Genomic DNA, 24,188 nt, shown 5'->3' with positions numbered 1-24,188 from the left:
TCATCGGAGGAGACACGACCCGACGTTGCCGGGTGCCGCGCCGCCGCGCGTTGCGCGATCCGGCGCCGCACGCGCTGCGCCGGATCGCCCCGGATGACGGGGCGCGCCTTGCCGGACGCGCTCACGACAACCGATACAAGCTGGATATCCCGGAGATCTCATCAATGAAAAAGACCCTGACGGCGCTCGCCGTAACGGCAACCTTCGCCGTGCCCGCGTTCGCGCAAAGCAGCGTCACGCTGTACGGCGTGATCGACGAAGGCCTGAACTACACGAACAACGTCGGCACCGGCCACGTCTACGAAATGGCCAGCGGCTACGCGCAGGGCAGCCGCTGGGGCCTGAAGGGCAGCGAGGATCTCGGCGGCGGCATGAAGGCGATCTTCCAGCTCGAAAACGGCTTCGACGTGAACAGCGGCCGGCTCGGCCAGGGCGGCCGCATGTTCGGCCGCCAGGCGTACGTCGGCCTGAGCCAGGCGCAGTACGGCACGCTGACGTTCGGCCGCCAGTACGACTCCGTCGTCGACTATCTCGCGCCGACCACCGCCAACGGCAACTGGGGCGGCTACCTGCTCGCGCACCCGTTCGACAACGACAACACCGACAACTCGTTCCGCCTCGACAACACGGTGAAATACGCGAGCCCGAATTTTGGCGGCTTCCAGTTCGGCGGCGCATACAGCTTCAGCAACAGCACCGGTTTCTCCGACAACCGCGCGTACAGCTTCGGCGCGCAGTACCAGAACAGCGGGCTGCTGATCGGCGCCGCGTACCTGCAGGCGAACCATCCGGGCAACGGCTCGGCCGGCGCGATCACCGCGAACGACGCGAGCTACATCGCCGAGCGCATGCGCGTGTTCGGCGCGGGCATCAACTACACGTTCGGGCCGGCGACGGTCGGCTTCGCGTACACGAACTCGAACTACAAGAACCCGACCGGTAACGGCTACCTGGGCACGCCGGGCGCGATCATCGCGCCGGGGGCGACGGTCAGCGCGATCAAGTACCAGAACTTCGAGGTAAACGGTTCGTACCAGATCACACCGGCGTTCATGGTCGGCGCGCAGTACGTGCTGTCGCTCGAGAAGTACGACGCATCGAGCGGCGACGCGAAGCCGAAGATCCATTCGGTCGGACTGATGGCCGACTACAACCTGTCGAAGCGCACCGACGTGTACGTGCAGGCCGCGTACCAGCACATCGCCGGCGACCGGACGAACTCGATCCTCGACAACGCATTCATCCCCGGCACGGACGCGCCGTCGTCGACGTCGAACCAGGTGGCCGTACGGCTCGCGCTGCGCCACAAGTTCTGACGCAAGCCCGTTCTCCGTTCTTCACGCGATACCCGCGCCCGTCTGCGCGAGGTGTCTTCGCCCGCCCGCAGGCACAGGTCTGCCGGCGGGCTTTTTCATCGGCCCGGCAATGGGTGCGTGAACGACATGAACCGCCGGAACCGGTGAAAGCCGCACACGTGCCCCCGTCAACCATGACAGGTCGACAGCCGGCGATCCCCCGATACACTGTGAGCCACCCCGACGGCGGCGATCGACCTCGTCATCGAATGCCGACCGTCGCTTCGATTGGGCACGGCCTTCCGCTTCCCGACCGCCCCGTACCCCTTCCGCACGCTTTCCAAGGAGCTGCACTTGAAGCATTGGCGTCATGCGCTGTTCGCCTTCGCCGGCCTCGTGGCCGCCGCGTCCTCTCGCGCCCATCCCGTTTGCACCGTCGTCGCCGACGCCGCCACCGGCAACGTGCTCGTGCAGCAGGGCGATTGCACGACCCGCGTGACGCCCGCATCGACGTTCAAGGTCGCAATCGGCCTGATGGGCTTCGACGCCGGCGTGCTGAAGGACGAGCACACGCCCACGCTCGACTTCCACGCCGGCTACCCCGACTGGGGCGGTGCGCCGTGGCGCGAGCCGACCGATCCGGCGCGCTGGATGAAGCTGTCGATCTTCTGGTATTCGGAGCAGGTCACGCAGGCACTCGGGCAGGCACGCTTCCAGCAGTACACGAGCGCGTTCGGCTACGGCAATGCCGACGTCACCAGCAAGCAGGGCGAACTTCCCGGCGTGATGGGCGCGTGGGTCAACTCGTCGCTGCGGATCTCGCCGCTCGAACAGGTCGCGTTCATGCGCAAGATCGTCCGCCGCACGCTGCCCGTCAGCGCGCTCGCGTACGACATGACCGAACGCATCACGCTGCTCGACGTGCAGCCGGGCGGCTGGACCGTGCACGGCAAGACGGGCACCGGATCGCCGGGCCTCGAGTACGACGCCGCGCACGCGTACGGCTGGTTCGTCGGCTGGGCGACGAAGGGGTCGCGCACGCTGGTGTTCGCGAACCTGATCCAGGATGAGCAGGCGCTCACGCCGAATGCCGGCCTGCGCTCGCGCGACACGTTTCTCGCGACACTGCCGGCGCTCGCCGAACTGGCCCGGCCACAATGAGCGCCGCCCCGCGCAACGCCCGCATCGACCTGCTGCGCGGCGTATCGATCCTGCTCGTCCTGCTGCATCACTTCAACATCGCGTATCCGCTGCGCGACACCGCGCTCGCACGCGTGCTCGGCTGGGACACGGCCCATGCGATCGTGCGCAACGGCAATTACGGCGTGACGATGTTCTTCGCGATCTCGGGCTACCTGATCACGTCGAACGCGCGCCACCGCTGGGGCAGCCTCGGCACGCTCGACGTGCGCGCGTTCTACGTGTCGCGCATCGCGCGCATCGTCCCGTGCCTGCTTCTGCTGCTCGCGCTCGTCAACGGGCTGGCCGCGGCCGGCGTGCCGATCTTCGCGAACCATGCGCCGCGGGGCGTCGCCGTGTCGTACTGGCTCGTGAACCTGGCGTCGCTCACGTTCTGGATGAACGTGCTGATCGGCGCGTACGGATGGGTCAACTACGCGCTCGGCGTACTGTGGTCGCTGTCGGTCGAAGAAGTGTTCTACCTGTCGTTCCCGTTGCTGTGCATCGCACTGCGCCGCGACACGTTGCTGTTCGCGTTCTGGCTGCTGGTTGCCGCGATCGGCCCCGTGTACCGCTATACGCATCCGGGCGACGAAGGCGGCTTCCTGTACGCGTACTTCGCCTGCTTCGACGGCATCGCAATCGGCTGCTGCACCGCGCTGCTGGCCGAACGCGCGCGCTGGCAGGTGCTCGCGGCCACGCCCGTGCAATGGCTCACGGCAACGGCGATGACGGCGCTCTATCTCGCATGGCCGATCGCCGAAAGCCATGTGTTCGGCGTGTCCGCGATGGCACTCGGCACGGCCGTGTTGCTGATCGGCGCGCATGCGCAACGCACGCCCGCTCACGGCCATATGCTCGCGCCGCTGCGCTGGAGCGGCCGGCTCAGCTACGAGCTGTACCTGTTCCATCTGATCGTGCTCGGCACGCTGCGCACGTTCTGGGCGCCGTCTGCCACGCATGGCGACGGCAAGCTGGCGCTGCTCGTCGCGTATCTCGTGCTTTCAGCAGGACTCAGTGCAGTCATCGCGCGAGCCTATGCGACGCCGCTCGATCGCTTCATCAAGCGCATCGCGTCGCGGCCTGCGGTGCAGATGGCGAACAGCACGCGAGTCTAGCTTTCCGCGTGCGTCGCCGGGCACCGAGGAACCCGGCCGCGGCTCTGCCGTATCGCCAATACGATACCGGCCGAACGGACCGCAAGCGCCGCTTACGAAGCGTCGATCATGCCAGATAGTCGACGCGTTCCTTGCGCGAATCGCCGCGGTTTCATCGCGATTTCCCGGCGATCCGTTCGTGACGACGCGTCGCGGGACTAGCCGACGCAACGATCCGGAAGCGCCTCGAAGGGCACTGCGCAGTTTGCCGGCCCGCGATCACACGACAGGCCTCGTCGTGCCGACGTCCGTCCCGACGCGCGTCAGGTCCCGCGACCTGCCTTCTGCAACCGCAGGATCCGCGTCATCGCCGCCCGATCAGAACCGACCGCCTGGAAGAACTTCAGCAGGTCGCTGCGCAACGCGGTGCGCGATTCGGGATCGAGATAAATCATGTGCCCGGACGGATATTCGTTGATCTGCAGATTCTTGCGCAGTGCAGGGTCGATCTGCATGTTCTGCAAGTCGATCCGGGTCTGGTACCACGGCGTCACGTCATCGAAATAGCCGCTCGCCTGGAACACCTTCAGGTCCGGATTGATCCCCATGATCGCGGCCAGATCGGTGACCGTGTTCAGATTGCCGCGGCCGCGCGACGTCTTGCCGGTCGGGTCCTTGTGCGTCCAGTCCCACGACACGTTGGTGATACCGGTGAACGCGGAGTTCGACGTGTATTTCAGCTCCTGATTCAAATAGACGTTCCAGGCAGCGATGTATACGCCGTTCGTTGCGCGATCGAATGCGTCGTTGTTGATCAGGCTGACGTCGGCCGCCACCCCCAGGTTGGTCGTCGTCACGCGGCCATCATATGCGCCGACGCTGCGTCCCGGCACGAGGTTGCGCTGGAACGTGTCGGTATCGACGAGCAGTTTTGCCTTCCGCACCAGCGTCTCGTCGATGCCGATGTACTGCGCAACGCGTTGCACGGCCGCATCGCTCGGCGCCGGGAGATTGGACGCCGCGTCGGCAGCATCGAAATACGCCAGCGTTTTCTGTAGCAGCACGCTTGCGTTGGGTTGCGTCTCGAAGTACGCGATGATGTCCGTCCATTTCATCGACGACGGGCTGCCTGCCGCCGCGAAAGCCGCATCGACACCGGCAGACAGGATCGGGTCGTAGCGTGTTGCCGTCACCGCCGCATTCGCGGCGATCGCGTCTTTCGCCAGCGTCGCGAAGTCACCCGACGCGAACTGCGCGGCCTCCGACATCACACCGGCAAGCGTCGTCGCCTGGGTCGGCGCGGTGAACTTCTTGTGATACCACGCATCGGCGACGTAAGTCGGTAGCAGGCCAACCGGATCGTCGCCATGGCGGAAATCGAGAATCGACGATTGCAGCACGATCCCGTTCAGATCGACGCCGTCGCTGTGCAGTGCATTCGCAAGTACGGCGGTACGCGGTGTACCGTACGACTCGCCGTAAAGAAATTTCGGCGAGTTCCAGCGCTGGTTCGCGGTCAGGTAGCGCTTGATGAACTGCTTCAGCGAAGACGCATCCTGGTCGACACCCCAGAAGTTCCTGTTTTTCGCCGGTGCGATCGCCGTCGAATAACCGGTCCCCACCGGATTGATGAACACGAGATCGGTCTTGTCGAGCAGGCTGTCGGGATTTGTCTCGATCGTGTATGGCGCCGGCGGCGTGTAGTCGGGCATCGAGGTCTTGATTCGCTTCGGCGCATATGAGCCGAGCAACAGCCAGACCGCAGCGGAACCCGGCCCGCCGTTGTAGAAGAACGTGACTGGACGCGTGTTCGCATCCTTGCCATCGGCGGTGTATGCGACGTAGAAGATTTTCGCGTTTGGCTGCGAGCTATCGGGATCGGTCGTCACGAGATGGCCCGCCGTCGCAGTGTATTGGATTGGCGTCCCGTTGAGTGTCACGACGTGATGGGTTATCGCGCCGTCTTCGTTGGTATCGTCGATCGAATCGTCGGCTCGGTTGCCGTAGGCGATCGGATCGAAGTACGGCTTGTCGGCCGCGAGCGTAGGCGTGCTGGTCGGCGTTTCGACCGGCGCGGCCGACGAGGCCGACGGACCGTCGTCGCCACCGCATGCGCTCGACAGCACAGCGCTCAACACGAGCGCGGCCGGCAAACGCCACGCGCGACCGTTCGACATTAAATCATCCGATCGCGATTTGATTTGCGCATATTTTTTCATAGCCATCCTGATCTTCATGTTTAAAAAACAACGAACATCAAACACACAACTACAAAATAAGCATTGCGAAACACATCAACGACCGCCAACACCAGAAAATGCCTCTCCCGGCGGAATTCGCTCTGGCCCGCCAGCTACCCGGAAGCCTGCGCACCGGCTTCGCGCCCATTCTCGTGGCGCGCAAGTGCCTGTTTTATCTGCGGGACCGTGAACGTCAGAACCGGATCAAGATATATCGAGATTTCATCTGCACCATAAATCCCGGCCGCAAATGCGTCGAAAACCGCCCAGCAAAATGGAGACAAGTGCGTATTCGAAACAACGATCAGATTTCCCATCGCACGAAGCCCGGCGTCACAGGTGACCTCGCCCTTGAGAAACGCGACGGCCAGCCGGCTGGCCAGCATGTCGCACATCAGGCTTCGTTCGTTGGCCGTACTTCCACCCGCTTTCTCGATATCGCCGTTGAAGAGCCCCGCAGCGATCCAGCGATTGAACAGATGCTCGCCCATACGTCTTCCGTGGCGCTGTTGAATTCGGCTCATTCGTTTCCTCGCGACACGCGTGCTCACATGAACGATTACATTCGTCTCTCGACGAACCGGCTACGATCGACCACGGTTCGCCGTGCAGATGTCGCGCAGCGATCGCAGCGCGCGGGCATATTCGGCGTCGTACGCAGGTTGACTGGACAACGGTGCCGTCGCGTGCGTATGTGCCGGTGCAGGCGTTGCCGCGACCCGCGTGACGGAATCGGGCTCGGTGCCCGCGACGTAGTACAGGTCGTACCGGCGGTGAGTTCCGCCCCCCGTTTTCCTGATCACCCGCCCATCCCGGAGCAACAGGGAGAGCAGCGCCGTCGCCCGGTGTAGCGGCAGCACGTGCCGCGTCGCGATTTCCCGGACACGATGGCCGACACCCGGCTTCATCGCCTCGAGTACGTCATGCGCACGCACCTCGACCACACGCCGGGCTTCGTCGTGAGCGCACAACGGCGTGTTGCCCGAAGGAAGAAAGAAACACACCCTGCGGCCGCCGTCGGCGTTCTGAAACATGCCTTGTTCAAGCTTGCCGGCAGCGACCCAGTGTTCCAGCCACGCCCGAACCGCCGAGGTTCTCAAGCCGAGTTGACTGGCCAATCTGGCCGGCTCGTAGGCTCGGCCCGGCTCGATGACGTCGAGAATGCGTTGTCCGTCCGACATGATCGCCGCCGAATAGTGCTGCGTATTGGTCACCGATTTTCTCCTCGATTCCGATCGATCATTACCTCGGGGATGCCGTTCCAGTACGGCTGACAGGCATCGACACATGGCTTCATACCCGTTCTTCCAATACGCTCGATGCATCCGTTGCCGTCCGTCGAAACCTGCGTCGCCGTCGCGTCGCTACTTTTCCCAGCGGAACAGACTGAACTGAAGCGAATTCGTCAGCGACAACGCACCGGTCGGATGCGCCTTGGTCGAGTCGAGATTCGCTTCGACGGTCAGCTGAACGCTCGCCTGGCTGAACGGCGTAACGTTCGGCTCGCCCAGCACCAGCGTCTTCCCCGGCAGCCACTTCACTTCGTCCTGCCAGATCTGCGGAACCTGTCCGGGCGTGTCGACCAGCCCGACGCGAATCGTCCGCCCGTCGGCTTGTGCCGAACGTGCGGTAACGGTCACGTCACCCGACTGCCCGAACGCATATCGAGCCCCGTCCGGACGCGTCTGCCCATGCAACGTGATCGCGACATACCCGGGCTGCGGGCAGGCAACCTGCAGATTCGTCCCCCGGGTGCCGATCGGGATCTGCGTGCCGGGTGCCGCATTTGCCGCCGCTCCGCTGTTGTAGCGCCCGAAATCGATCTTCGCGCTGCTCAGCGTCAGCACACATTCGGACGATGCGTTCCCCGGCGTGCCGATCGCTTGCCCGATACGCCCGAACGGCCCCTTGTTGAATGACGCGATATTCCTGCCCGGCGCCACAACCTGGCCTGGCGAGAGTGCCTGACCCGGCGCGACGGGCATACCCTGATTGAACGGCTGGCCCGGCAACGGCAAACCGGCGTGCGCCGGCGTCATGCAACACGCGATGACTGTCGCGACCAGCGTTCGACTCGTACTCGATAGATTCGACATGAATCAGTTCCCCGCGCACACGGTCGACGCGGTCTCGTAGATCGCGTTGTCATCCGGATGCGCATTCGGCTTGAAGTGAATGAAGCACGCCGGCCCGGACTCGGGCTTGAGCTGAAGCGCGCCGTTTGCGAACTGCTCGGCGTCGACGAACAATTTGCTTTCGGGGCCGACGATCGTCAGGAACCGGCCGTCCGGCGCCAGCACGCTCGCCCCTTCGAGCGACTTGCCTTGGGCATCGTGCACCGTCAGCAGAAGGCGACGGATGCGTACCGCCTTGAACGCCACACGACCGACCGAACCGCGCCCCGCGTCGAGCACGTTGACGGCATCCTTCACCTCCACGTTTCGCGGCAGCCCGTCGACGCCAAGCTCGAGACGGCTGTTGCGATACGGCGTCAGGTTGGGCGCGACGGCGCGGCCCGAATAGTCCGTCCATACCGGGCCCGCCGGCGTGACGATGCGCGCACCCGACAGGTCGCCCGCCTGCATGACCGCATAGGTATCGCCGATCGCATACGGCGAGAACAGCGGATGCACGCCGTCGAACGCAACGCCGCCGGTCAGGCTTGCCGAATAGGACTGCGCGCTGTCGCTCGTCGCAGTGGCCGTTGCGCCGAACTGCGTGTACTTGGGCAGCACGCGAACGCTTGCGCTGTAGTTCTGATGCCCGCCGGGCGCCTGCGTCGCCGCGGCCACGTTGTAGCCGAAGTAGTCGTTGACCTGCTGGTCGTAGGTGACGCCAGCCTGGGTCTGGTCGCCGGTGCGGAATACGTTGGCCGACACGTATCCGGCGTTGTCGCCGATCGGGAAGCTGATGTTCGCGTAGTACAGGTTCGACATGCCGCGCCCGGAACCGATATCCGCGCTCACCGACACCGATACCTTCTTGAAATTCTTGTTCCAGCTCAGCAGCGCGCGGTTGCTGTTCGAACCGTCGAAACTGGCAATGCGCGTGTAGCCGGCACTGAAGCCACCGAAATTCCGTGTCGAATAGGACACCGTGGTATTGAACGTGTCTTTCGTGTTCGCGTAGTACAGGTCGAGATAGCTCGGCGAGTCGGCCAGCTCGCGGTAACCGCGAGTCTGATGCGTCACCGATGCGCTGAGCGCCATCGCTTCGGTCAGGATCGCACTGATCCCCGACTGTCCCTTGAAGCCCTTGTGGTCGATGCGCGCGTCGTCTGCGAATACCGAGCGCACATACGCGCGAACGCGCCGCGTCGGCGAACCGTCCACCGCCAGCCCGATCGACCGATAGTCTTGCCCCACCAGCAGCCCCGTGGTCAGGTTCGCGTGGAGGTGCGGCAGCGGCATCACGTCCGTCGCGGTCACGAACCAGTTGCTCCGCAGATACGAGACGTCGCCGCCGATCGTTCGCGGCTTGCCCATCGCGAACGACACGCCCTTCTCCGGCGAGACGAAATTGTTGGCGAACGACGCGGCAGGCACCATGAACCCGTGCCGAGAGCCGTTGGCCTCGATCACGGTGACCTGCAGGTCCGAACTGCCGTTGATCAGCGGCAGCCGGTTCAGCGTAAACGGCCCGGACGGAACCAGCGTCGAATAGATCAGCACGCCGGCTTGCCTCACCTCGACTCGGGAAGGTGTCTGCGCGATTCCCGAGACGCTCGTGCTGCTGTCTTCGCCGAGCTGCATTTCCGGGAAAATCTGCACACCGGTAAACAGCGGCGCGGAAAACAGATTGCTGCGCAGACTCAGTTGGCCTGCCTGAAACGTCGACTTGTATTGCGTGAACGTGCGCTGGATATAGGCTTCCTGATGCTGGAACTGACTTTTGCCGTCCTGCCCCGAGTAGATTTCGTGGCTTCGAAACAGCCAGTCGCCCGCGTTGAAGCCGAACGTCGTGTCTGCGTAATACGTGTTGCTATGCGAGCCGGGCGCCTGCGTGCGAACCGTGAACAGGTTGTAGTTCAGCATCGCGCCCCGGCCGCCTTGCCCGTAGACGGGCGCGGGATCCCGCGAGCGCACCGCTTCCGGCGGCACGAGCAATTCGAGCGTGTTCTGCGACGGCTTCGGCGTCGTGACCGCATCCGGATAAACCGATTTGAGGTTCACGCAAGCCGTCGCCGCTTCGCGCCCCGGCCATTCGACGTTGGCACGATCGAGCACGTCGTGCGTCAGGCACGGTGCGCCGTTCCGATCGAACTGCACCGTTGTCGTCGCCATCCGCGTCCCGTTGACGATCAGCGTCACCGCGTTCGCGCCGGACGGAAACCGCGGCTCGGCGCTGTAGTAATCCGCCACCGCCGGCGAGATACCCATCGACTTGAGCGTCTCCACGTCGAATTTCGTGTCGGCCGCATGCGCTGCCGATACGGCGCCGAGACCAAGCAGGATGCAGTGCGTCAGCGTCCGCGTCGGGAAGCATTCTGGGTATTGCATGTAGGTGATGGGCCGCCGATTTGTTATTGAGGATTGCTCGTGGCCATGGCGGAGGCCGCGCCGGTCGACGCGGTTGCCGCGTCAGCGGTGGACGAGCCGATCTTCGCGGGATACTTGCCGACGATGTAGCCGTACAGCGAAGCCGGACTGATTTCGATGTCCGTATCCGACGCGCTCGGGGCTTTCGTCTTGATATCGAGCGTCTCTCCCGGCAGGATGTAGGTCCGGGGCAATGCAACCGCGGTCTTGCTTGGCAGAAGCGTCGCCGCTTGCGCCATGCGCACGACGTACGGGCCGGGATTCTTCACCGAGAATCCGGACGCGTTGCGAGCCCATGTCAGCAGCTTCCACGGCTCGTCGTTCCGGGCCAGATTCTTCGGCCGGATGATCACGGGAATGTTCTGCCTGATCGAGATGTGAACGGAGTTGTCGTCTTTCGGCGGGACGCCTTCGAAACTGACGCGCTCCAGATGCTCGACCTTGATGTCGTCCTTGCTGACCAGGAAGAATCGTACGACCTGCGTATCGCCCGGCTCGACCCGTGCGACCGGCGGGGTGACGGTCAGACGCTGCACCGGTTCTTCCGGGATCTTCTCCAGGCGCGTCACCATCAGCAACGGGCCTTTGTCGTTGTTGAGTACGCCAAGCGACGCCTCCCCCTTTCCTGCATCGACCAGTACCACCGAGGACTCGAGCTTGAGGTTGTCTGCATGGCTTGTCGTGCTTAACAGCGCGAGGCTGGCGATAATCGGCACGCCATATTTATTAGCAATCCTGTTTTTCATGATAAGCACGAGAGAAAACGTCTTGAAGACGAGGCGCCGGCGAGACGGCGCCTCGAGGCCCTTACAGGTAATACACCGTGAACGTCGCGTTGCCGTCGAACGTGATGTTGCCGCTCGTCGGCAGTGCGCTCGACTGATTCACCGTCGGCGTCACGACAATGTTGGCGGTGAAGGTCTGGCCGATCGATGCGGCCGTCGACGACGAGCTGTCCGCCCACGTGATCAGGTTGGTGGCGTCGCTGGGGTTCACGGCCAGGCCTGCCGACGTCGACGCCGCGGGCGCCAGCGTCTCATTCGACAACGTGATCGTGGCCGGGGTCTTGGCCGTGCCACCCACCGCGAACGTGTTGGCCGTCAGCGTGTAAGCCCCGATGTTCTTCGAGCTCGCCTGGCCGAGGCCGAACGCATTCGTCGCGCTCGTCGTCCCTGCTGCGATACCCGACGCCCAGTTGGCCGTCAGCCCGCTCACCACGCTGGCTGCGCGGTTGTCCTTGACGCCGAATGCCACCTGCGTATTGCCGGTGCAGGTGATCGTCAACGGGACCGTCTGCGGATTCGTCAGCACGGTGCCGGTCGCATTGTTGGAAATGCTGCTCAGCGGCGTCGTGCCGAATGCTGCATTACCGTTTGCGCCGAGCGACAGCGTGCACGACGGCGGCGTGATCGTGCCCGTCACCGTCAGCGTCGCGGTCGGGCCGGGAACGGGCGGGCCAGCAAACGATGCGCCGGCCAGACTCAGTGCGGCGCCAGCAAGCGCCGCTTCGATGATTCGTTTTTTCATGTCGTCCTCAAGCTAATGTGTCACGCTCGAACATCAGATATAGAAAATCGTGACGGTCGCGTTGCCGTCGAGCTTGATATTCGTGTTCAACGGAAGCGCGCTGGTGTTGTTGATCGTCGGTGTGACATACAGATTCGTCGTAAACACCTGACCCATTACCGGTGCGGTGGCGGTGACGCTCGAAACCCAGGTCCAGTACCCACTCGGTTGCGAATACGCCTGAACTGCGGTCGCGTGCGAGTAAGGACCGAAGCTGCCCTTGCTGTCCGCGCCGTAGGTCGCGGCAGCCGCACCCGCGGTTCCATCGACCGCAAACGTGTCCGCGGTGATCGAATAAACGCCCACGGCAGTGTTGTTCGTGCTGCTGACCGTACCGAGACCGTAGGCCAGATAGCCCGGGCACGAGGACGCGCATTTCGCAACGGTGCCGCTGTTCAGTTGCAACGTCACATTGCTGCCGGACTTGATGCTTGTCAGGCTGGCAGCGCGATTGTCCAGAATCCGGAAGGCGATCTGCGTGGGAGCCGAACAGGACACGGTCATCGGAATCGGCGCCGAGGTAGGCAGTGCGGTACCGGTCGTCGACGAAGCATTCAGCGATGCGCTGCTGATGGTGCCGTAATCGGCTTTGCCGCCACCTTGCAACGTGACGTTGCAGGTGCCGGGAACGAGCGCCCCGGTCACGGCGAGCGTGCCCGTTGCCGACGATGCAACCGGCGTCCCCGAAGATGCGGCGAAAGCCGTCGATGCGCTTGCGAGCAGCGAAATGGCCGCAAGCAGGGTGAATTTCTTGTTGAGTTTCATTTCAACCTTCCACATGTCGATCAAATTTGTTCATCCAGAAAAAACCATCAATGAAATCCGTCCACCTCCTTGAAATAATCAGTTTCATGTCACGACGACGAGTTCGACGCGTCGCCATTTAGATCAAGCCGATTCTGCAATTCATCTCTCTCCGTGGATGCCGATCTCCGATTGACAATCGATATCCTTGCAGCCAGCGTCACGTTGTCGAGTTTGGCGATCACGCTTTCCGCCACTTCGTTGTCGATCCAAAATCCACGCGCTTCGTCCATCAACGCCTGCTGCAACGCCTGGATTCTGACTTCCCGAAATGTACTCACGTCTCATTCCTCAATAGCGTCCGCCACCAATCTCCGTCTTTCAGAATAAAAAGTGCGCATGAGGGGTGATGATGCGCAAAGTGTCCGGTTACGAGGATTACCGGACACGGCCAAAGCTGTATGAACCTCGACGTCTCGATGCACCGGGAACTGCGGCGGCATTATTCGCAGCCGCCTCCTGCTACGCCGTTTCGCGTCACTCCGTCGACTCGAGTTCGAAATCTCGCCTATTCTTGCCTTTCAACCAGAGCGGCTCACGCCCTCTTCCACTCCACACCGCCCCGCTTTGCGGATCAAAGTATTTCGGCTTGATTTTTCGCTTCTTTCCGCCAGGAAAAAGCTCGCTCGAATCAAAGTTGAATTCTTCGATCGCAAGCATGATTTCAATGAGGATTTCGTCACGGACCAGCTCACGGTCCCTGGCGATCTGCGCCTCCAGCTCACATTTCCTTTGTACATATCTGGTGAATTTATCCATCGCACGCCCGACCCTATTCCTCTGCTCCGGACTTCAGTGCTTGACCAAATCCTTAACAGAATGACGATCCGCATCACCGACATGTCATCGCCGCCCCCATACAATCAGGAATCCATATCGATTGCCATGGAGTTTCACGCTTCGAATCGATGCCAACACCACCTCACTGCCTTGTCGAGTTCGTCGACGGGGACGCTCCGCTCTCGATCGGCCATACGCTGATGCCGTACGAACGCCCAGCCGGCGTGACGAGCCAACTGTCGATTGCCAGACGAAGTCGTTTCGACGTCTCTATATGCAAAGGCGAATGACGCAGGAAAACGGACCAGCCGATTTTTTGCAAAAATCTCTATCGGGCCTCCGACATTGATTATGCTTTTATATTTCAATGACTGCCGTCTGCCTCGGTCCGAGCCGGGACTGCTGCTCCCGGCGGCATTCGGCATCGATGCCGCGCGGCACGATACCGTTGCGGCCGGTTGCCGGTACGGAAGGCGCCGAGGCTAGATGTCGCGGCGTGCCGTCAGATAGACCAGCCTGCCGGGCTGCAGAAACGCTTGATTGTTGGTTGCACCAGACTGGTAGAGCACACGATCAAATACGTTCTTGACGCTGAGCGTGGTGGACCAGTGCTTCGCCCGATACCAGATGCCGAAGTCGGTTTGGGCCTGCCCCGGCAAGCGATTGCTGCCTTCCCCGACGAATGTTTCGGTACGCGCCAGCACGCCGATGCCGCCGCCCCAGCCCTTCAACCGTTCGCCCTGAAGATCGTAGGTCAGCCACAACGAACCCGCGTGACGCGGCAGACCCGGGCCGCTTTGCACGGCATTGTAGGCGTAGCTCGCATTGAGGTTGAGGCCGGGCAACAACCGCCCGGTTGCGCTGGCCTCGACACCGCGGGTCACCTGTCCACCTTGCAGATCGACGAGGCCGGTACCCGGGATTGGCTGAACGACAGTTGCCGACTCGGTTCGAAACACGTCCGCGGTCAACGCCAGGCGATCGTCGAGCAGATTCAGCTTCACGCCTGCCTCGACGGAACGTCCCGAATACGGCGGCGGCGTCCCGCCTGTCGTCAACGTATAACCGTGTCGCGGATAGAAGCTGCGCATCGAGCTCGCGTAGACGGACAAGGTGTCCGTCAGCTCGTAAAGCACGCCGAAATTGGGCAACCACGCATGCTGGGATGCCGCGCCGGGCGACTGCGACTTCCCATAGGCGACGCTCGCCGTCACATGCAGCCGCCCCCAGGACAATTGATCTTGCAGATACGTGTTGCTGAAGTAATTTTTCCCGGGATCGTTGTAGACGAACGACCCGTTATAGGGAGGCAATACAGGGCTCGGGAATGGCGCCGCCAGCAAACTGTCGCCACCGGCCGGGAGACTTGAACTTTCCCAGCTCACCGAATACTGGAACCCGGCGAGTACCACGTGCTTGACGGGGCCGGTCGAGAATCGGGCATTCAGGTTGTTGTCGGTCAATACGTTGAGTACATGATGATCACCGGCCAGTGCATTGAAGTAGGCCGAGTCGGGAGTCGAAGCAAAAGATACCGGCCAGTATCCGGTATTCGAATATTTCTCGATATAGCGCGAATAAACGGTGCGACTTTCGATCGAGAAGATCTCGTTGAATCGATGCTTGAAATCGACGTCGACGTCGTCCGACTGGACGAGGGTCCCGCCAGGCTGGGCCGTCGGCAAGGACACTTTCGCCGGCGACCCGTCAGGGCCGAACAGCGTCGTCGCATTGAGCGGCACGTCCTGCACCTGATGACGGTAGCCGACGACGATCGATGTGCCGGCCGATTTCCAGCTCACCGACGGTGCGACGTAGAGGGATTTGGAACCGTCGTATCCATACGTGCTCTCGCCGGTTCTCTCGGCCGACAGGACAAAACGATAAGTCAGGCGCTTGTCGCCGCCGAACGGGCCACCCAGGTCGATCGCCTGTTTCCAGTCCCCGAACGAGCCGACCTGCATCGCCACCTCGCGCACCGGCTTCTCGGTCGGCTGCTTGGTGACGACGTTGACGATCCCGCCCGGATCCATTGCGCCGGCCAGAATGGAGTCCGCCCCCCTGAGCACCTCGACCTTCTCGATGCCGTCGATCGGGATGCTCAACGCGCCGGCGACCTGCGAACTCAGCCCGAGCGCCGTCGGCAGACCGTTGACCGTCACCGGCGCATTGAATCCGCGGACGGTCGCCTGGGCCTGGACGCCGCCGTAATTGCTCGTCGTCACGCCGCCGAGATAAGCGAGCGCATCGGATACCGACTGCGTACCCTGACTCTCGAGCAACTTCCGGTTCAGAATCTGAATCGACTGCGGGAGTAGCACGATGGGTGTGTCGGTGCGAGTCGCCGCGCTCGACGATTCGCTCACGAAGCCCTGCGCGTCGGAAATCGCGCTCGCGTTGACCTCGATCGTCGGCAACACGGATTCAGCCGACTCCGGCAGCGCCGATTGCGGCGCCGAAGACGACGCCTCGATCACATAAGTCTTGTCGCCGCGTGCCACGGCTTTCAGTCCGGTGCCGGCCAACAGGCGATCGAGCGCGTCGCGCAACGACATGTGCCCCGATACGGCCGGCGCTTGCCGGCCCGCAACGAGCTTGTCGGGCGCGAGAATGTTGACGCCCATGGCGCTCGCCAGACGTACCAGTGCACTGCCCAGCGGCTGGGCGGGCAACTCGACGGCCGATTGAGCATGGAGCGGCGAACTGAACAGTATCCACAGGGCGGCAGCGGCGCGCGCCAGCCCCTTCATCCTGTTGCCCGCCCGTGCTTTTCCCATGCTCGCCCGCCCCACTTCGTCCCTTTGCACCTGATCGACGCGACACACGCGCCACGCACCTCTTTGTCAACGAGGCGAACGAGACGCAGGAAGGGACCAGTCGGCAGCCTGCAATTATTTTTACCGACAGCCGCCTTCGATAGCGGCAGTCCGCACCCAGACGGTCAGGCGACGCATGCCGTCGAGCGTATCAACGACGCGGCGCAATCACGGCCGTACCCGCCGGCTGAATGTCGACGGTCACCGGCACGACGCTCGATAACGTCTTCAACAGCAAGTCGGGGTCCGCACTGGAAAACCCGCCCGTCACGCGATAGTCGCCCACCCGTGCATCGGCGAGCACGATCGGCTGCTTGCGATAGCGCTGCACTTCGTGGACGACGTCCCGCAACGGCGTCCCGTTGAATTGCAGGCGGTTATCCTTCCAGCCGACCATCGCATCGAACTGCTGTTGGTCCTGCAGTTCGACGTTCCCCACGCGATCGGCGCGCGCGGCCTGGCCGGCCTGCAACGGTACCGGCGCAGCGCCTGCGGACGCAGTCAGCTCGACCCGGCCTTCCAGCACGGCAACGTCCACGCCATCGGTCATTTTCCGCACCGTGAAGCGCGTGCCGATATCCCGGACGTTGGCCGTGCCCACCGACACGTCGAACGACCGCACCAGGCTATGGGCAACCGAGAACAGCGCCTCGCCCCGTTGAATCGTCGCATCGCGCGAGCGGAGCCGGTTCACGAAGATCACTTCCGTATCGGTATTGAGCGTAACGTGACTGCCATCGGCGAGTGCGACATCGACGTGCTCGCCGATCGAGGTTCGCAGGTGCTGGCTCGTCAGGATCGGGTTGACGATCCAGAGCGTCGAAATTGCGCCGAACAATGCGAGCGCGGCGCCATAGGTCGCTACGCGAACACCCGTACGCCGGCCGCTCGGCACAGGCTGGGAAATTCGCTCTTCGGTACGAGCTGGAGGGTGAACGGCGGGACCTACGTGCCGCTTGTACCGTCGGCCGAGGTCGTCGCTCAGTGCATCGACGACGCGCTCCGCCGCATGATGATCAGCCAGGTACTGGCGCCGCTCCGGAATATTGCCCGCCCACGATTCAAGCTCGATTTGCGCGCGCGACTTCTCCGCGTCGCTACCGAACATCAGCGAAACGAGCAAGTCATCGGCTTTGTCTATCTCGGCCTGGGTAAGTGGCATGTCGACTGTCAACGGCGGCCCCGTGCAATGCGCGCGGTTGCGCAGTTATAGCACAGCGTCCCGACACGCTTTCATTGCCTGAACCAGGTACTTCTTGATGACGGTCGGACTGATGTCCATTTCCTGCGCTGCCTCTTCGTACGAAAGGCCATGCAACTTGCAAAGCACGAATGCTTCACGGCACCGGGGCGGCAACCCGTCCAGCGCCCGCGTCACCTGATCGAGAGACTCGCGCGCGATGCATTCGCGCTCCGGCGTCACATCGGAACGCACGAGCCGGTCAATGCCTTCGTCGCCGACGTCTTCGCACAATTGCTGGGGGAAAAATCGGCGGCGTCGCGCCGCATCGATCTGCAAGTTATTCGAAACATGGAACATCAGCGCAGCCGGCGACCGCACTTCGTTCTGCTGAGCATAGCGAAGCGCCACCTCGAACGAAGCCTGCGCAAGATCGGCAGCGTCGTCGCTGCTCAGCCGCCTGGAAAGATAGCGGCGCAGGTCGCTGTAGCCTCGCAGAAGCTCGTCCAGCACGCCAGACATTTATCGCCCCGTTCGTCAGTCGAATGTCATGGGGCGCCGAAAATCCCCAGCGACCCCGCCCCTTTTTAACCGCGCGTCCATCGCTCCGTTCACGGTGCCTGTACCTGAACGCGTCGATCAGCGCACGCCAACAGAATCGTCCCTGCACGGAAATCGACGATCCGATGTCTCGTATGGAGAATATCGCGTCAAAACCTTACGCCATGCATACTGAATTCTCGCACAAGACTCATCCATCACTGTCAACAATTGAAAATTGACTTTGACGATTCGTGTCGAGGCAGTCCGGTCAATTCAGAGAACATTTAAATCGACATCGGATCTGGCCGTGCACAATCGAACGCACGACATCGCAATATTGAAAACTGGAGCTGTCGGCACCGCCGCGGAACGCATCGTACGCACTCGAAATCCAGGCCGACGGAGCCGTGGACGTAGAAACGCATGCCGCAATCGCTGCGCAACGCGTCGTCAGCGCGTTCCAGCACGGAAGCATGATGTCAATACTCGACGAGTCGCGGCGTTTCTGCAGCAGCATTGCGCACGGTCACGATGCGCGCAGGTGGAAAATTTGCCCAGACGATCCGGCTACTGCAGGCAGTAAATGCCGAATCACCTAGCGGATGGCGGCCAGGCGGCCGCAAATCGTACGTAAACTGAATCATCACACCGTCGGCCCCCAGCACGCGACGACATTGACCGACGATCGCCGCCACGTCGTCACGCGGCAGCGTGCGCAGCGGCAGGCACGAGACGATCGCGTCGACCGTGGCCCCCGGCGGCAGCAGCCGCTCGAGTTGCCGCGCGTCGCCCGACACGATCGAGATCCCGGGAAAGCGTCGCCGCAGATGCCGCACGAACGCCGGCGAGCGTTCGACCACCACGAGACGCCGGGGCGCGACGCCGCGTTCGAGCAGCGCCGCGGTGATCGCGCCGGTGCCGCCGCCGAGTTCGACGACCAGCCCGTCGCCGTCCGGCACCGCATCGGCCATCTCGCGCGCCAGATGCCGCGAACTCGGGCACAACGCGCCCACCGCGGCCGGCCGGCCGACCCACTCGCGCACGAACAGTGCCGAGACACGCCACGCGTTCGGCCACGTCATAGGCGGGTCTCCGGCGCTTGCGCGGTCGGCGGCGGGGTGCCGATGACCGCGCGGGACAGGGCTACGGCGACACGGGCAAGGTTCATGCGCATCCTCCTGGGCGAATCGGTCCGCCGCGGAACACGCGACGATCAATCGATTCTAGGAAACGCAAACTTAAGGTGACGTGAAGATTGTCCCTGATTTACCCGATCAATTCGTGCCGGATCAGCGGCCGGTGCCCGTCCCGCTTGCGCCGCCCTCTCACCGCAAATTCGTTCTCGCCAGCTCGACGATCTCGTCGCCGCGCCCACTGAGGATCGCGCGTAGCATGAACAGGCTGAAGCCCTTCGCATGCGCAAGCTCGATCTTCGGCGGCATCGCGAGCTCGTACTTCGACGTGACGACGTCGACCACGGCCGGCCCGTCATGCTCGAACGCCGTGCGCAACGCGTGCTCGACGTTCTCCGAATGCTCGACGCGCACGCTGAAAATACCCGCGCCCTTCGCGATCGCCGCGAAGTCGGTCGGGCTCAGGTCGACGTTCGTGTCGAGATAGCCGGCCGCCTTCAGCTCCATCGACACGAAGCCGAGCAGGCTGTTGTTGTACACGACGATCTTGATCGGCAGCTTCAACTGGCGTGCGCTCAACAGATCGCCGAGCAGCATCGACAGGCCGCCGTCGCCCGACAGCGACACGACCTGCCGGCCCGGATGCGCGCCCTGCGCGCCGAGCGCCTGCGGCATCGCATTCGCCATCGACCCGTGGTTGAACGAGCCGTGCAGTTGCCGCTTGCCGTTCATCGTCAGGTAGCGCGCGGCCCAGAGTGTCGGCGTGCCGACGTCGGCCGTGAAGATCGCGTCGTCGGCCGCGACTTCGTCGACGATCTTCGTCAGGTACTGCGGATGAATCGCGCGGCCCGGCGGCTCGGCCACCGCGAGATCGTCGAGCCCCTTGCGCGCGGCCGCGTAGTGCTTCAGCGCATTCTCGAGGAAGCGCCGCTGCGTCTTGCGCGTGAGCCGCGGCAGCAACGCCGCGATAGTTTCCTTCACGGTGCCGACGAGCCCGAGCGCGAGCGGCGCGCGATGGCCGAGTTGCGAGCCCTTCCAGTCGATCTGCGCGACCTTCGCATGGGTCGGATAAAACGGCCGATACGGGAAATCGGTGCCGAGCATCAGCAGCGTGTCGCACGATTCCATCGCGTGATAGCCGGAGCTGAAACCGATCAGCCCGGTCATTCCGACGTCGAACGGGTTGTCCCATTCGACGAACTGCTTGCCGCGCAGCGCGTGCACGACCGGCGCGCCGAGCGTGTCGGCCAGCGCGACCACTTCGTCGTGCGCGCCCTGCGTGCCGCTGCCGCACAGCAGCGTGACCGCGTCGGACCCGTTGAGCAGCGCCGCGAGCCGGTCGAGATCGGCATCGGCCGGCAGGATCGACGGCGGCGCCGCTTCGCTCCACGCCGGCGCCTCGTCCGGACCGTCGCCGAGCGCGATATCGCCCGGCAGCACGATCACCGCCACGCCGCGCTCGTCGATCGCGGTGCGCATCGCGCGCGCCAGCACGCGCGGGAACTGCGATGCGTTCGTCACGAGTTCGGCGAAGTGGCTGCACTCGCGGAACAGCTCCTGCGGATGGGTTTCCTGGAAGTAACCGAGGCCGATCTCCGTGGACGGAATGTGCGCGGCGATCGCGAGCACCGGCTGGTGGTTGCGGTGGCAGTCGTACAACCCGTTGATCAGGTGCAGGTTGCCGGGGCCGCAACTGCCCGCGCACACCGCGAGCCGCCCGGTAGACGCCGCATCGGCGCCGGCCGCGAACGCCGCGCTTTCCTCGTGCCGCGTGTGCATCCAGCGAATCGAGCCGATCTGGCTCAAGCTGAACGACAGGCCGTTCAGGCTGTCGCCCGTCACGCCCCAGATGCGCTCGACGCCCGCTGCTGCAAGCGTCTTCGCCAGATATTCCGCCATCGTCTGTCTTGCCATGATGCCCTCACAGTTGGGTTGTCGCGACATGCAGCATCTGCCCTGCATCGGCGCATGATAGTCAAGGACGCGAATCGGCGTATGAACGGTGCAATCGCGATTCGTTCCGCGCGGACGCCCGACGCGAAAACCCGCCGCCCTGCCGCGCTACAGCGGCAGCGCATGCGTCGACAGGATTTCCTTGAGGACCATGAACGAGCGCACTTGCCGCACGCCCGGCAAGTAAAGCAACTGCTCGGCATGCAGCCGGTTGAAGCTGTCGTTGTCGCGCGTGCGCACGAGCATGAAGTAGTCGAACTCTCCCGTCACGACGTGGCATTCGACACACCCCGACACTTTCTGCGCCGCCTTCTCGAACGCGGCGAACGCTTCCGGCGTCGAGCGATCGAGTACGAAGCCGATCACGACCAACATCCCGGCGCCGAGCGGCTTCGGTTCGAGCAACGCGACGATGCCGCGGATCAGCCCCATTTCCTTGAGCCGCTCGACGCGCCGCAGGCACGCCGGCGCGCTCAGCTTCACTTTCGCCGCGAGGCTCACGTTCGAGATCGACGCATCCTGCTGCAGTTGCCGCAGGATCGCGCGGTCGATGCGGTCGAGCGTCGGTGCGGCGTCGGCTCGCGATGTACTGCCGCCATCTAATTTCATTGCGTCAACTCCCATTTCAACGAATTGAAATTGCTTAACCTGCATTCATATCGTCGATAACGTAGGTCTACACAATTCATTTCGCAAGCTCATTTCCCGCGCTTCTGCCTATCATCTTTTGCATCGGAGCCCAGCCTGCCGGCAGCGCCCGAACGATCCGCTTTCCCGTCTTGTTCCCCTTTCCGGAGCCCCCGCCGATGAACCTGCAACGCTTCCCCCGCTATCCGCTGACGTTCGGCCCGACACCCATCCAGCCACTCAAGCGCCTGAGCGCGCATCTCGGCGGCAAGGTCGAGCTGTATGCGAAGCGCGAGGACTGCAACAGCGGCCTCGCATTCGGCGGCAACAAGACCCGCAAGCTCGAATATCTCGTTCCGGACGCGCTCGCGCAGGGCGCCGATACGCTCGTGTCGATCGGCGGCGTGCAGTCGAACCAGACGCGCCAGGTGGCGGCCGTCGCCGCGCATCTCGGGATGAGGTGCGTGCTCGTGCAGGAACACTGGGTCAACTATGAAGATCCGGTGTACGACCGGGTCGGCAACATTCAGTTGTCCCGGATGATGGGCGCCGACGTGCGGCTCGTCTCCGACGGCTTCGACATCGGCATTCGCCGCAGTTGGGAAGAAGCGATGGAGAGCGTGCGGCAGGCGGGCGGCAAGCCGTATCCGATTCCGGCAGGGTGTTCCGAGCATCCACTCGGCGGGCTCGGATTCGTCGGCTTCGCGGAGGAGGTGCGTGCGCAAGAAGCGGCACTCGGGTTCAAGTTCGATTACGTCGTCGTCTGCTCGGTGACGGGCAGCACGCAGGCCGGCATGGTCGTCGGCTTCGCGGCCGACGGGCGCGCGGATCGCGTGATCGGGATCGATGCGTCGGCGAAGCCCGAGCAGACGCGCGAACAGATCACGCGGATCGCGCGGCATACGGCCGAGCTGGTCGGGCTCGGCCGCGATATCGTCGAACAGGATGTCGTGCTCGATACGCGGTACGGCGGCCCCGAGTATGGCTTGCCGAGCGACGGCACGCTGGAAGCGATTCGCCTGTGCGCCCGGCTGGAAGGCATGTTGACCGATCCCGTCTATGAAGGGAAATCGATGCACGCGATGATCGACAAGGTACGGCTCGGGGAATTCGAGCCGGGATCGAAGGTGCTGTACGCGCATCTTGGCGGGGCGCCGGCGTTGAGCGCGTACAACGAGATCTTTCGCAACGGCTGACGGCGCCGGTCGAGACAGTGCGCGCTCGGCGTTTCCGGCGCGCCCGATCGACACACGTACAAAGTGAAATGTCGCCGGCAAGCCGGCGACAAAAGATGCGGCCACGGATGTAGCGCACCTGAGGCACTCGATTCAATGCGCGCGGGGCATGTTCGACGGAACGCGCCGTGCGATGCAGCCGCCCCGGACGCGCCCGCTCAGTTCTGCGTGAGCGGATTCAGCGTCGTGCACAGGAAGCCCGTGCAGTTGGTCGGTTTGAAATAGAACGACGCGCTGCCGCCTCCCGTCACGATGTCGCTGAGATACGCGTATCCCTGAGCCGCCAGGTTATTCGACTGCTGAACAAAGGCGGCGCCGGCCGTCTGGATTGCGGTCGACTGATAAGCGAAAGTGGGCGACTGCGTCTGGTCCTTCACATAGACCCATGCGACATCGCTCCCGAACATGTTCGCCCCCTTCGCACGAAAGCCCTTCGCCCCCTCGCTGTTGGCCTGCGCAACCAGATCAGCCACATTCGACGCTTGCGGCAGCGCTTCGTAGGTGTAGGTCGCGCTCGACGCGTTGTCCTTCATGTACAGATTGCCGGATCCCGATGCCACCATCATCGGACTGACGAACCAGTAACCCGACTGCCCCTGACCATTTGCCTGCGCAAGAAATGCGGCTTGGCTGGTCGGCAGCGCCGCACTCACGTACGAATAGGTGGACGACGAGCCGCCGTCCTTCCGATAGAGATAGCCGTACGATAGCGGGCCGTCGTAACGGTAACCGCTCGCGCCCTGCGCGTTGGCTTGAGCAACGAAGCTCGCGACATCGGCCGGTGCGTCCTGAAGCTGATATGTATAGGTCGGCGCCGTCCCGTCGTTCACGAATATCGAAACCGTCGCATTGTCGGCCGAGTAAAAGTAGTCGCCCAGATAGCGATAGCCCTTTGCACCTTCGCCGTTGACGAGCGTCACGAAACTCGCCTTGTCCGATGCGATAGGCTTCGTCTCGTAGCGCAGCGTCACCGTGCTGCCGCCTGACCCGCCGCTGCCGCCGCTTCCCGTGCCGCCCGAACCCGTCCCGCCTGAACCCGTGCCGCCTGCACCCGTCCCGCCGCCACCGTTGTTGCTCGTCCCCGATCCGCCGGACGCCACAGGCGAGGAATTGTCGTCGCCGCCACAAGCGGTCAGCGCGAGGCAGGTCAATGCAATCAGTACAGCGGCTTTCATCGGGGTCCCCTTTCAAACGAACTGGAC

21 protein-coding genes are annotated in these 24,188 nt (G+C 63.3%); 4 read left to right on the top strand and 17 right to left on the bottom strand.

Annotation, left to right across the window (positions count from 1 at the left end):
- Positions 1-164 precede the first annotated feature (164 nt).
- From WT97_RS19670 to WT97_RS19660, 3 genes are all read left to right on the top strand, one after another.
- Positions 165-1,316: a porin gene (locus WT97_RS19670; RefSeq protein WP_059501768.1), complete on the top strand. Its 1,152-nt coding sequence runs from the start codon at positions 165-167 to the stop codon at positions 1,314-1,316.
- Positions 1,317-1,649: 333 nt separating this feature from the next.
- On the top strand, positions 1,650-2,456 hold the full coding sequence (blaOXA, locus tag WT97_RS19665) for an OXA-1043 family class D beta-lactamase (protein ID WP_179949795.1): 807 nt from the start codon (positions 1,650-1,652) through the stop codon (positions 2,454-2,456).
- The gene (locus tag WT97_RS19660) at positions 2,453-3,592 is read left to right on the top strand and encodes an acyltransferase (protein ID WP_060354186.1); all 1,140 of its coding nucleotides are present in this window, start codon (positions 2,453-2,455) and stop codon (positions 3,590-3,592) included. The genes blaOXA and WT97_RS19660 overlap by 4 nt, the downstream gene beginning before the upstream one ends.
- Before the next feature lie 302 nt (positions 3,593-3,894).
- Here the strand turns inward: WT97_RS19660 and WT97_RS35210 are convergent, their stop codons facing one another.
- From WT97_RS35210 to WT97_RS19575, 16 genes are all read right to left on the bottom strand, one after another.
- Complete coding sequence (locus WT97_RS35210; RefSeq protein WP_082751449.1) at positions 3,895-5,748, bottom strand: hypothetical protein; 1,854 nt, start codon at positions 5,746-5,748, stop codon at positions 3,895-3,897.
- 176 nt (positions 5,749-5,924) lie between these two features.
- The gene (locus tag WT97_RS19650; protein ID WP_156440288.1) at positions 5,925-6,335 is read right to left on the bottom strand and encodes a hypothetical protein; all 411 of its coding nucleotides are present in this window, start codon (positions 6,333-6,335) and stop codon (positions 5,925-5,927) included.
- 60 nt (positions 6,336-6,395) lie between these two features.
- On the bottom strand, positions 6,396-7,025 hold the full coding sequence (locus WT97_RS19645) for a hypothetical protein (protein ID WP_059501762.1): 630 nt from the start codon (positions 7,023-7,025) through the stop codon (positions 6,396-6,398).
- Between the two features lie 150 nt (positions 7,026-7,175).
- Positions 7,176-7,850 carry a hypothetical protein gene (locus tag WT97_RS19640; RefSeq protein ID WP_060354184.1) on the bottom strand — a complete coding sequence of 225 codons (675 nt, stop codon included), beginning with the start codon at positions 7,848-7,850 and terminating at the stop codon, positions 7,176-7,178.
- Between the two features lie 60 nt (positions 7,851-7,910).
- The gene (locus tag WT97_RS19635; RefSeq protein ID WP_060354183.1) at positions 7,911-10,310 is read right to left on the bottom strand and encodes a fimbria/pilus outer membrane usher protein; all 2,400 of its coding nucleotides are present in this window, start codon (positions 10,308-10,310) and stop codon (positions 7,911-7,913) included.
- A gap of 23 nt (positions 10,311-10,333) precedes the next feature.
- Positions 10,334-11,095 (bottom strand): fimbria/pilus chaperone family protein, encoded by a 762-nt coding sequence (locus tag WT97_RS19630; RefSeq protein WP_082751448.1) that lies wholly within the window; start codon positions 11,093-11,095, stop codon positions 10,334-10,336.
- 61 nt (positions 11,096-11,156) lie between these two features.
- Positions 11,157-11,876 carry a DUF1120 domain-containing protein gene (locus WT97_RS19625; protein ID WP_060354181.1) on the bottom strand — a complete coding sequence of 240 codons (720 nt, stop codon included), beginning with the start codon at positions 11,874-11,876 and terminating at the stop codon, positions 11,157-11,159.
- A 33-nt stretch (positions 11,877-11,909) separates the two neighbouring features.
- Positions 11,910-12,680, bottom strand: coding sequence for a DUF1120 domain-containing protein (locus WT97_RS19620; protein ID WP_059501752.1), 771 nt, complete (start codon positions 12,678-12,680; stop codon positions 11,910-11,912).
- 89 nt (positions 12,681-12,769) lie between these two features.
- Positions 12,770-13,000: a hypothetical protein gene (locus WT97_RS19615; protein ID WP_060354180.1), complete on the bottom strand. Its 231-nt coding sequence runs from the start codon at positions 12,998-13,000 to the stop codon at positions 12,770-12,772.
- 196 nt (positions 13,001-13,196) lie between these two features.
- On the bottom strand, positions 13,197-13,478 hold the full coding sequence (locus WT97_RS19610; RefSeq protein WP_060354179.1) for an H-NS histone family protein: 282 nt from the start codon (positions 13,476-13,478) through the stop codon (positions 13,197-13,199).
- Positions 13,479-13,981: 503 nt separating this feature from the next.
- Complete coding sequence (locus tag WT97_RS19605; RefSeq protein ID WP_082751447.1) at positions 13,982-16,276, bottom strand: TonB-dependent receptor; 2,295 nt, start codon at positions 16,274-16,276, stop codon at positions 13,982-13,984.
- A 190-nt stretch (positions 16,277-16,466) separates the two neighbouring features.
- Complete coding sequence (locus WT97_RS19600; RefSeq protein ID WP_082751446.1) at positions 16,467-17,477, bottom strand: FecR family protein; 1,011 nt, start codon at positions 17,475-17,477, stop codon at positions 16,467-16,469.
- Between the two features lie 45 nt (positions 17,478-17,522).
- Positions 17,523-18,017 carry an RNA polymerase sigma factor gene (locus tag WT97_RS19590; RefSeq protein WP_059501742.1) on the bottom strand — a complete coding sequence of 165 codons (495 nt, stop codon included), beginning with the start codon at positions 18,015-18,017 and terminating at the stop codon, positions 17,523-17,525.
- Positions 18,018-18,517: 500 nt separating this feature from the next.
- A complete protein-coding gene (locus WT97_RS19585) occupies positions 18,518-19,120 on the bottom strand; it encodes a class I SAM-dependent methyltransferase (RefSeq protein WP_060354176.1) in 603 nt (200 codons plus the stop codon).
- A 243-nt stretch (positions 19,121-19,363) separates the two neighbouring features.
- Positions 19,364-21,085, bottom strand: coding sequence for a ubiquinone-dependent pyruvate dehydrogenase (gene poxB / locus WT97_RS19580; RefSeq protein WP_059795058.1), 1,722 nt, complete (start codon positions 21,083-21,085; stop codon positions 19,364-19,366).
- A gap of 147 nt (positions 21,086-21,232) precedes the next feature.
- On the bottom strand, positions 21,233-21,733 hold the full coding sequence (locus tag WT97_RS19575; RefSeq protein WP_059501736.1) for an Lrp/AsnC family transcriptional regulator: 501 nt from the start codon (positions 21,731-21,733) through the stop codon (positions 21,233-21,235).
- Between the two features lie 197 nt (positions 21,734-21,930).
- On the opposite strand from WT97_RS19575, the gene WT97_RS19570 reads away from it, so the two are divergent.
- Entirely contained in the window at positions 21,931-22,947 is a 1,017-nt protein-coding gene (locus WT97_RS19570) for a 1-aminocyclopropane-1-carboxylate deaminase (RefSeq protein ID WP_060354175.1), read from the top strand.
- A gap of 197 nt (positions 22,948-23,144) precedes the next feature.
- Here the strand turns inward: WT97_RS19570 and WT97_RS19565 are convergent, their stop codons facing one another.
- Positions 23,145-24,161 (bottom strand): hypothetical protein, encoded by a 1,017-nt coding sequence (locus tag WT97_RS19565; RefSeq protein ID WP_060354174.1) that lies wholly within the window; start codon positions 24,159-24,161, stop codon positions 23,145-23,147.
- Positions 24,162-24,188 lie beyond the last annotated feature (27 nt).

The sequence above is a fragment of the Burkholderia sp. MSMB1459WGS genome (assembly GCF_001534535.1).
GTDB lineage: Bacteria > Pseudomonadota > Gammaproteobacteria > Burkholderiales > Burkholderiaceae > Burkholderia.
This window is presented reverse-complemented; position numbering and strand designations above follow the sequence as displayed.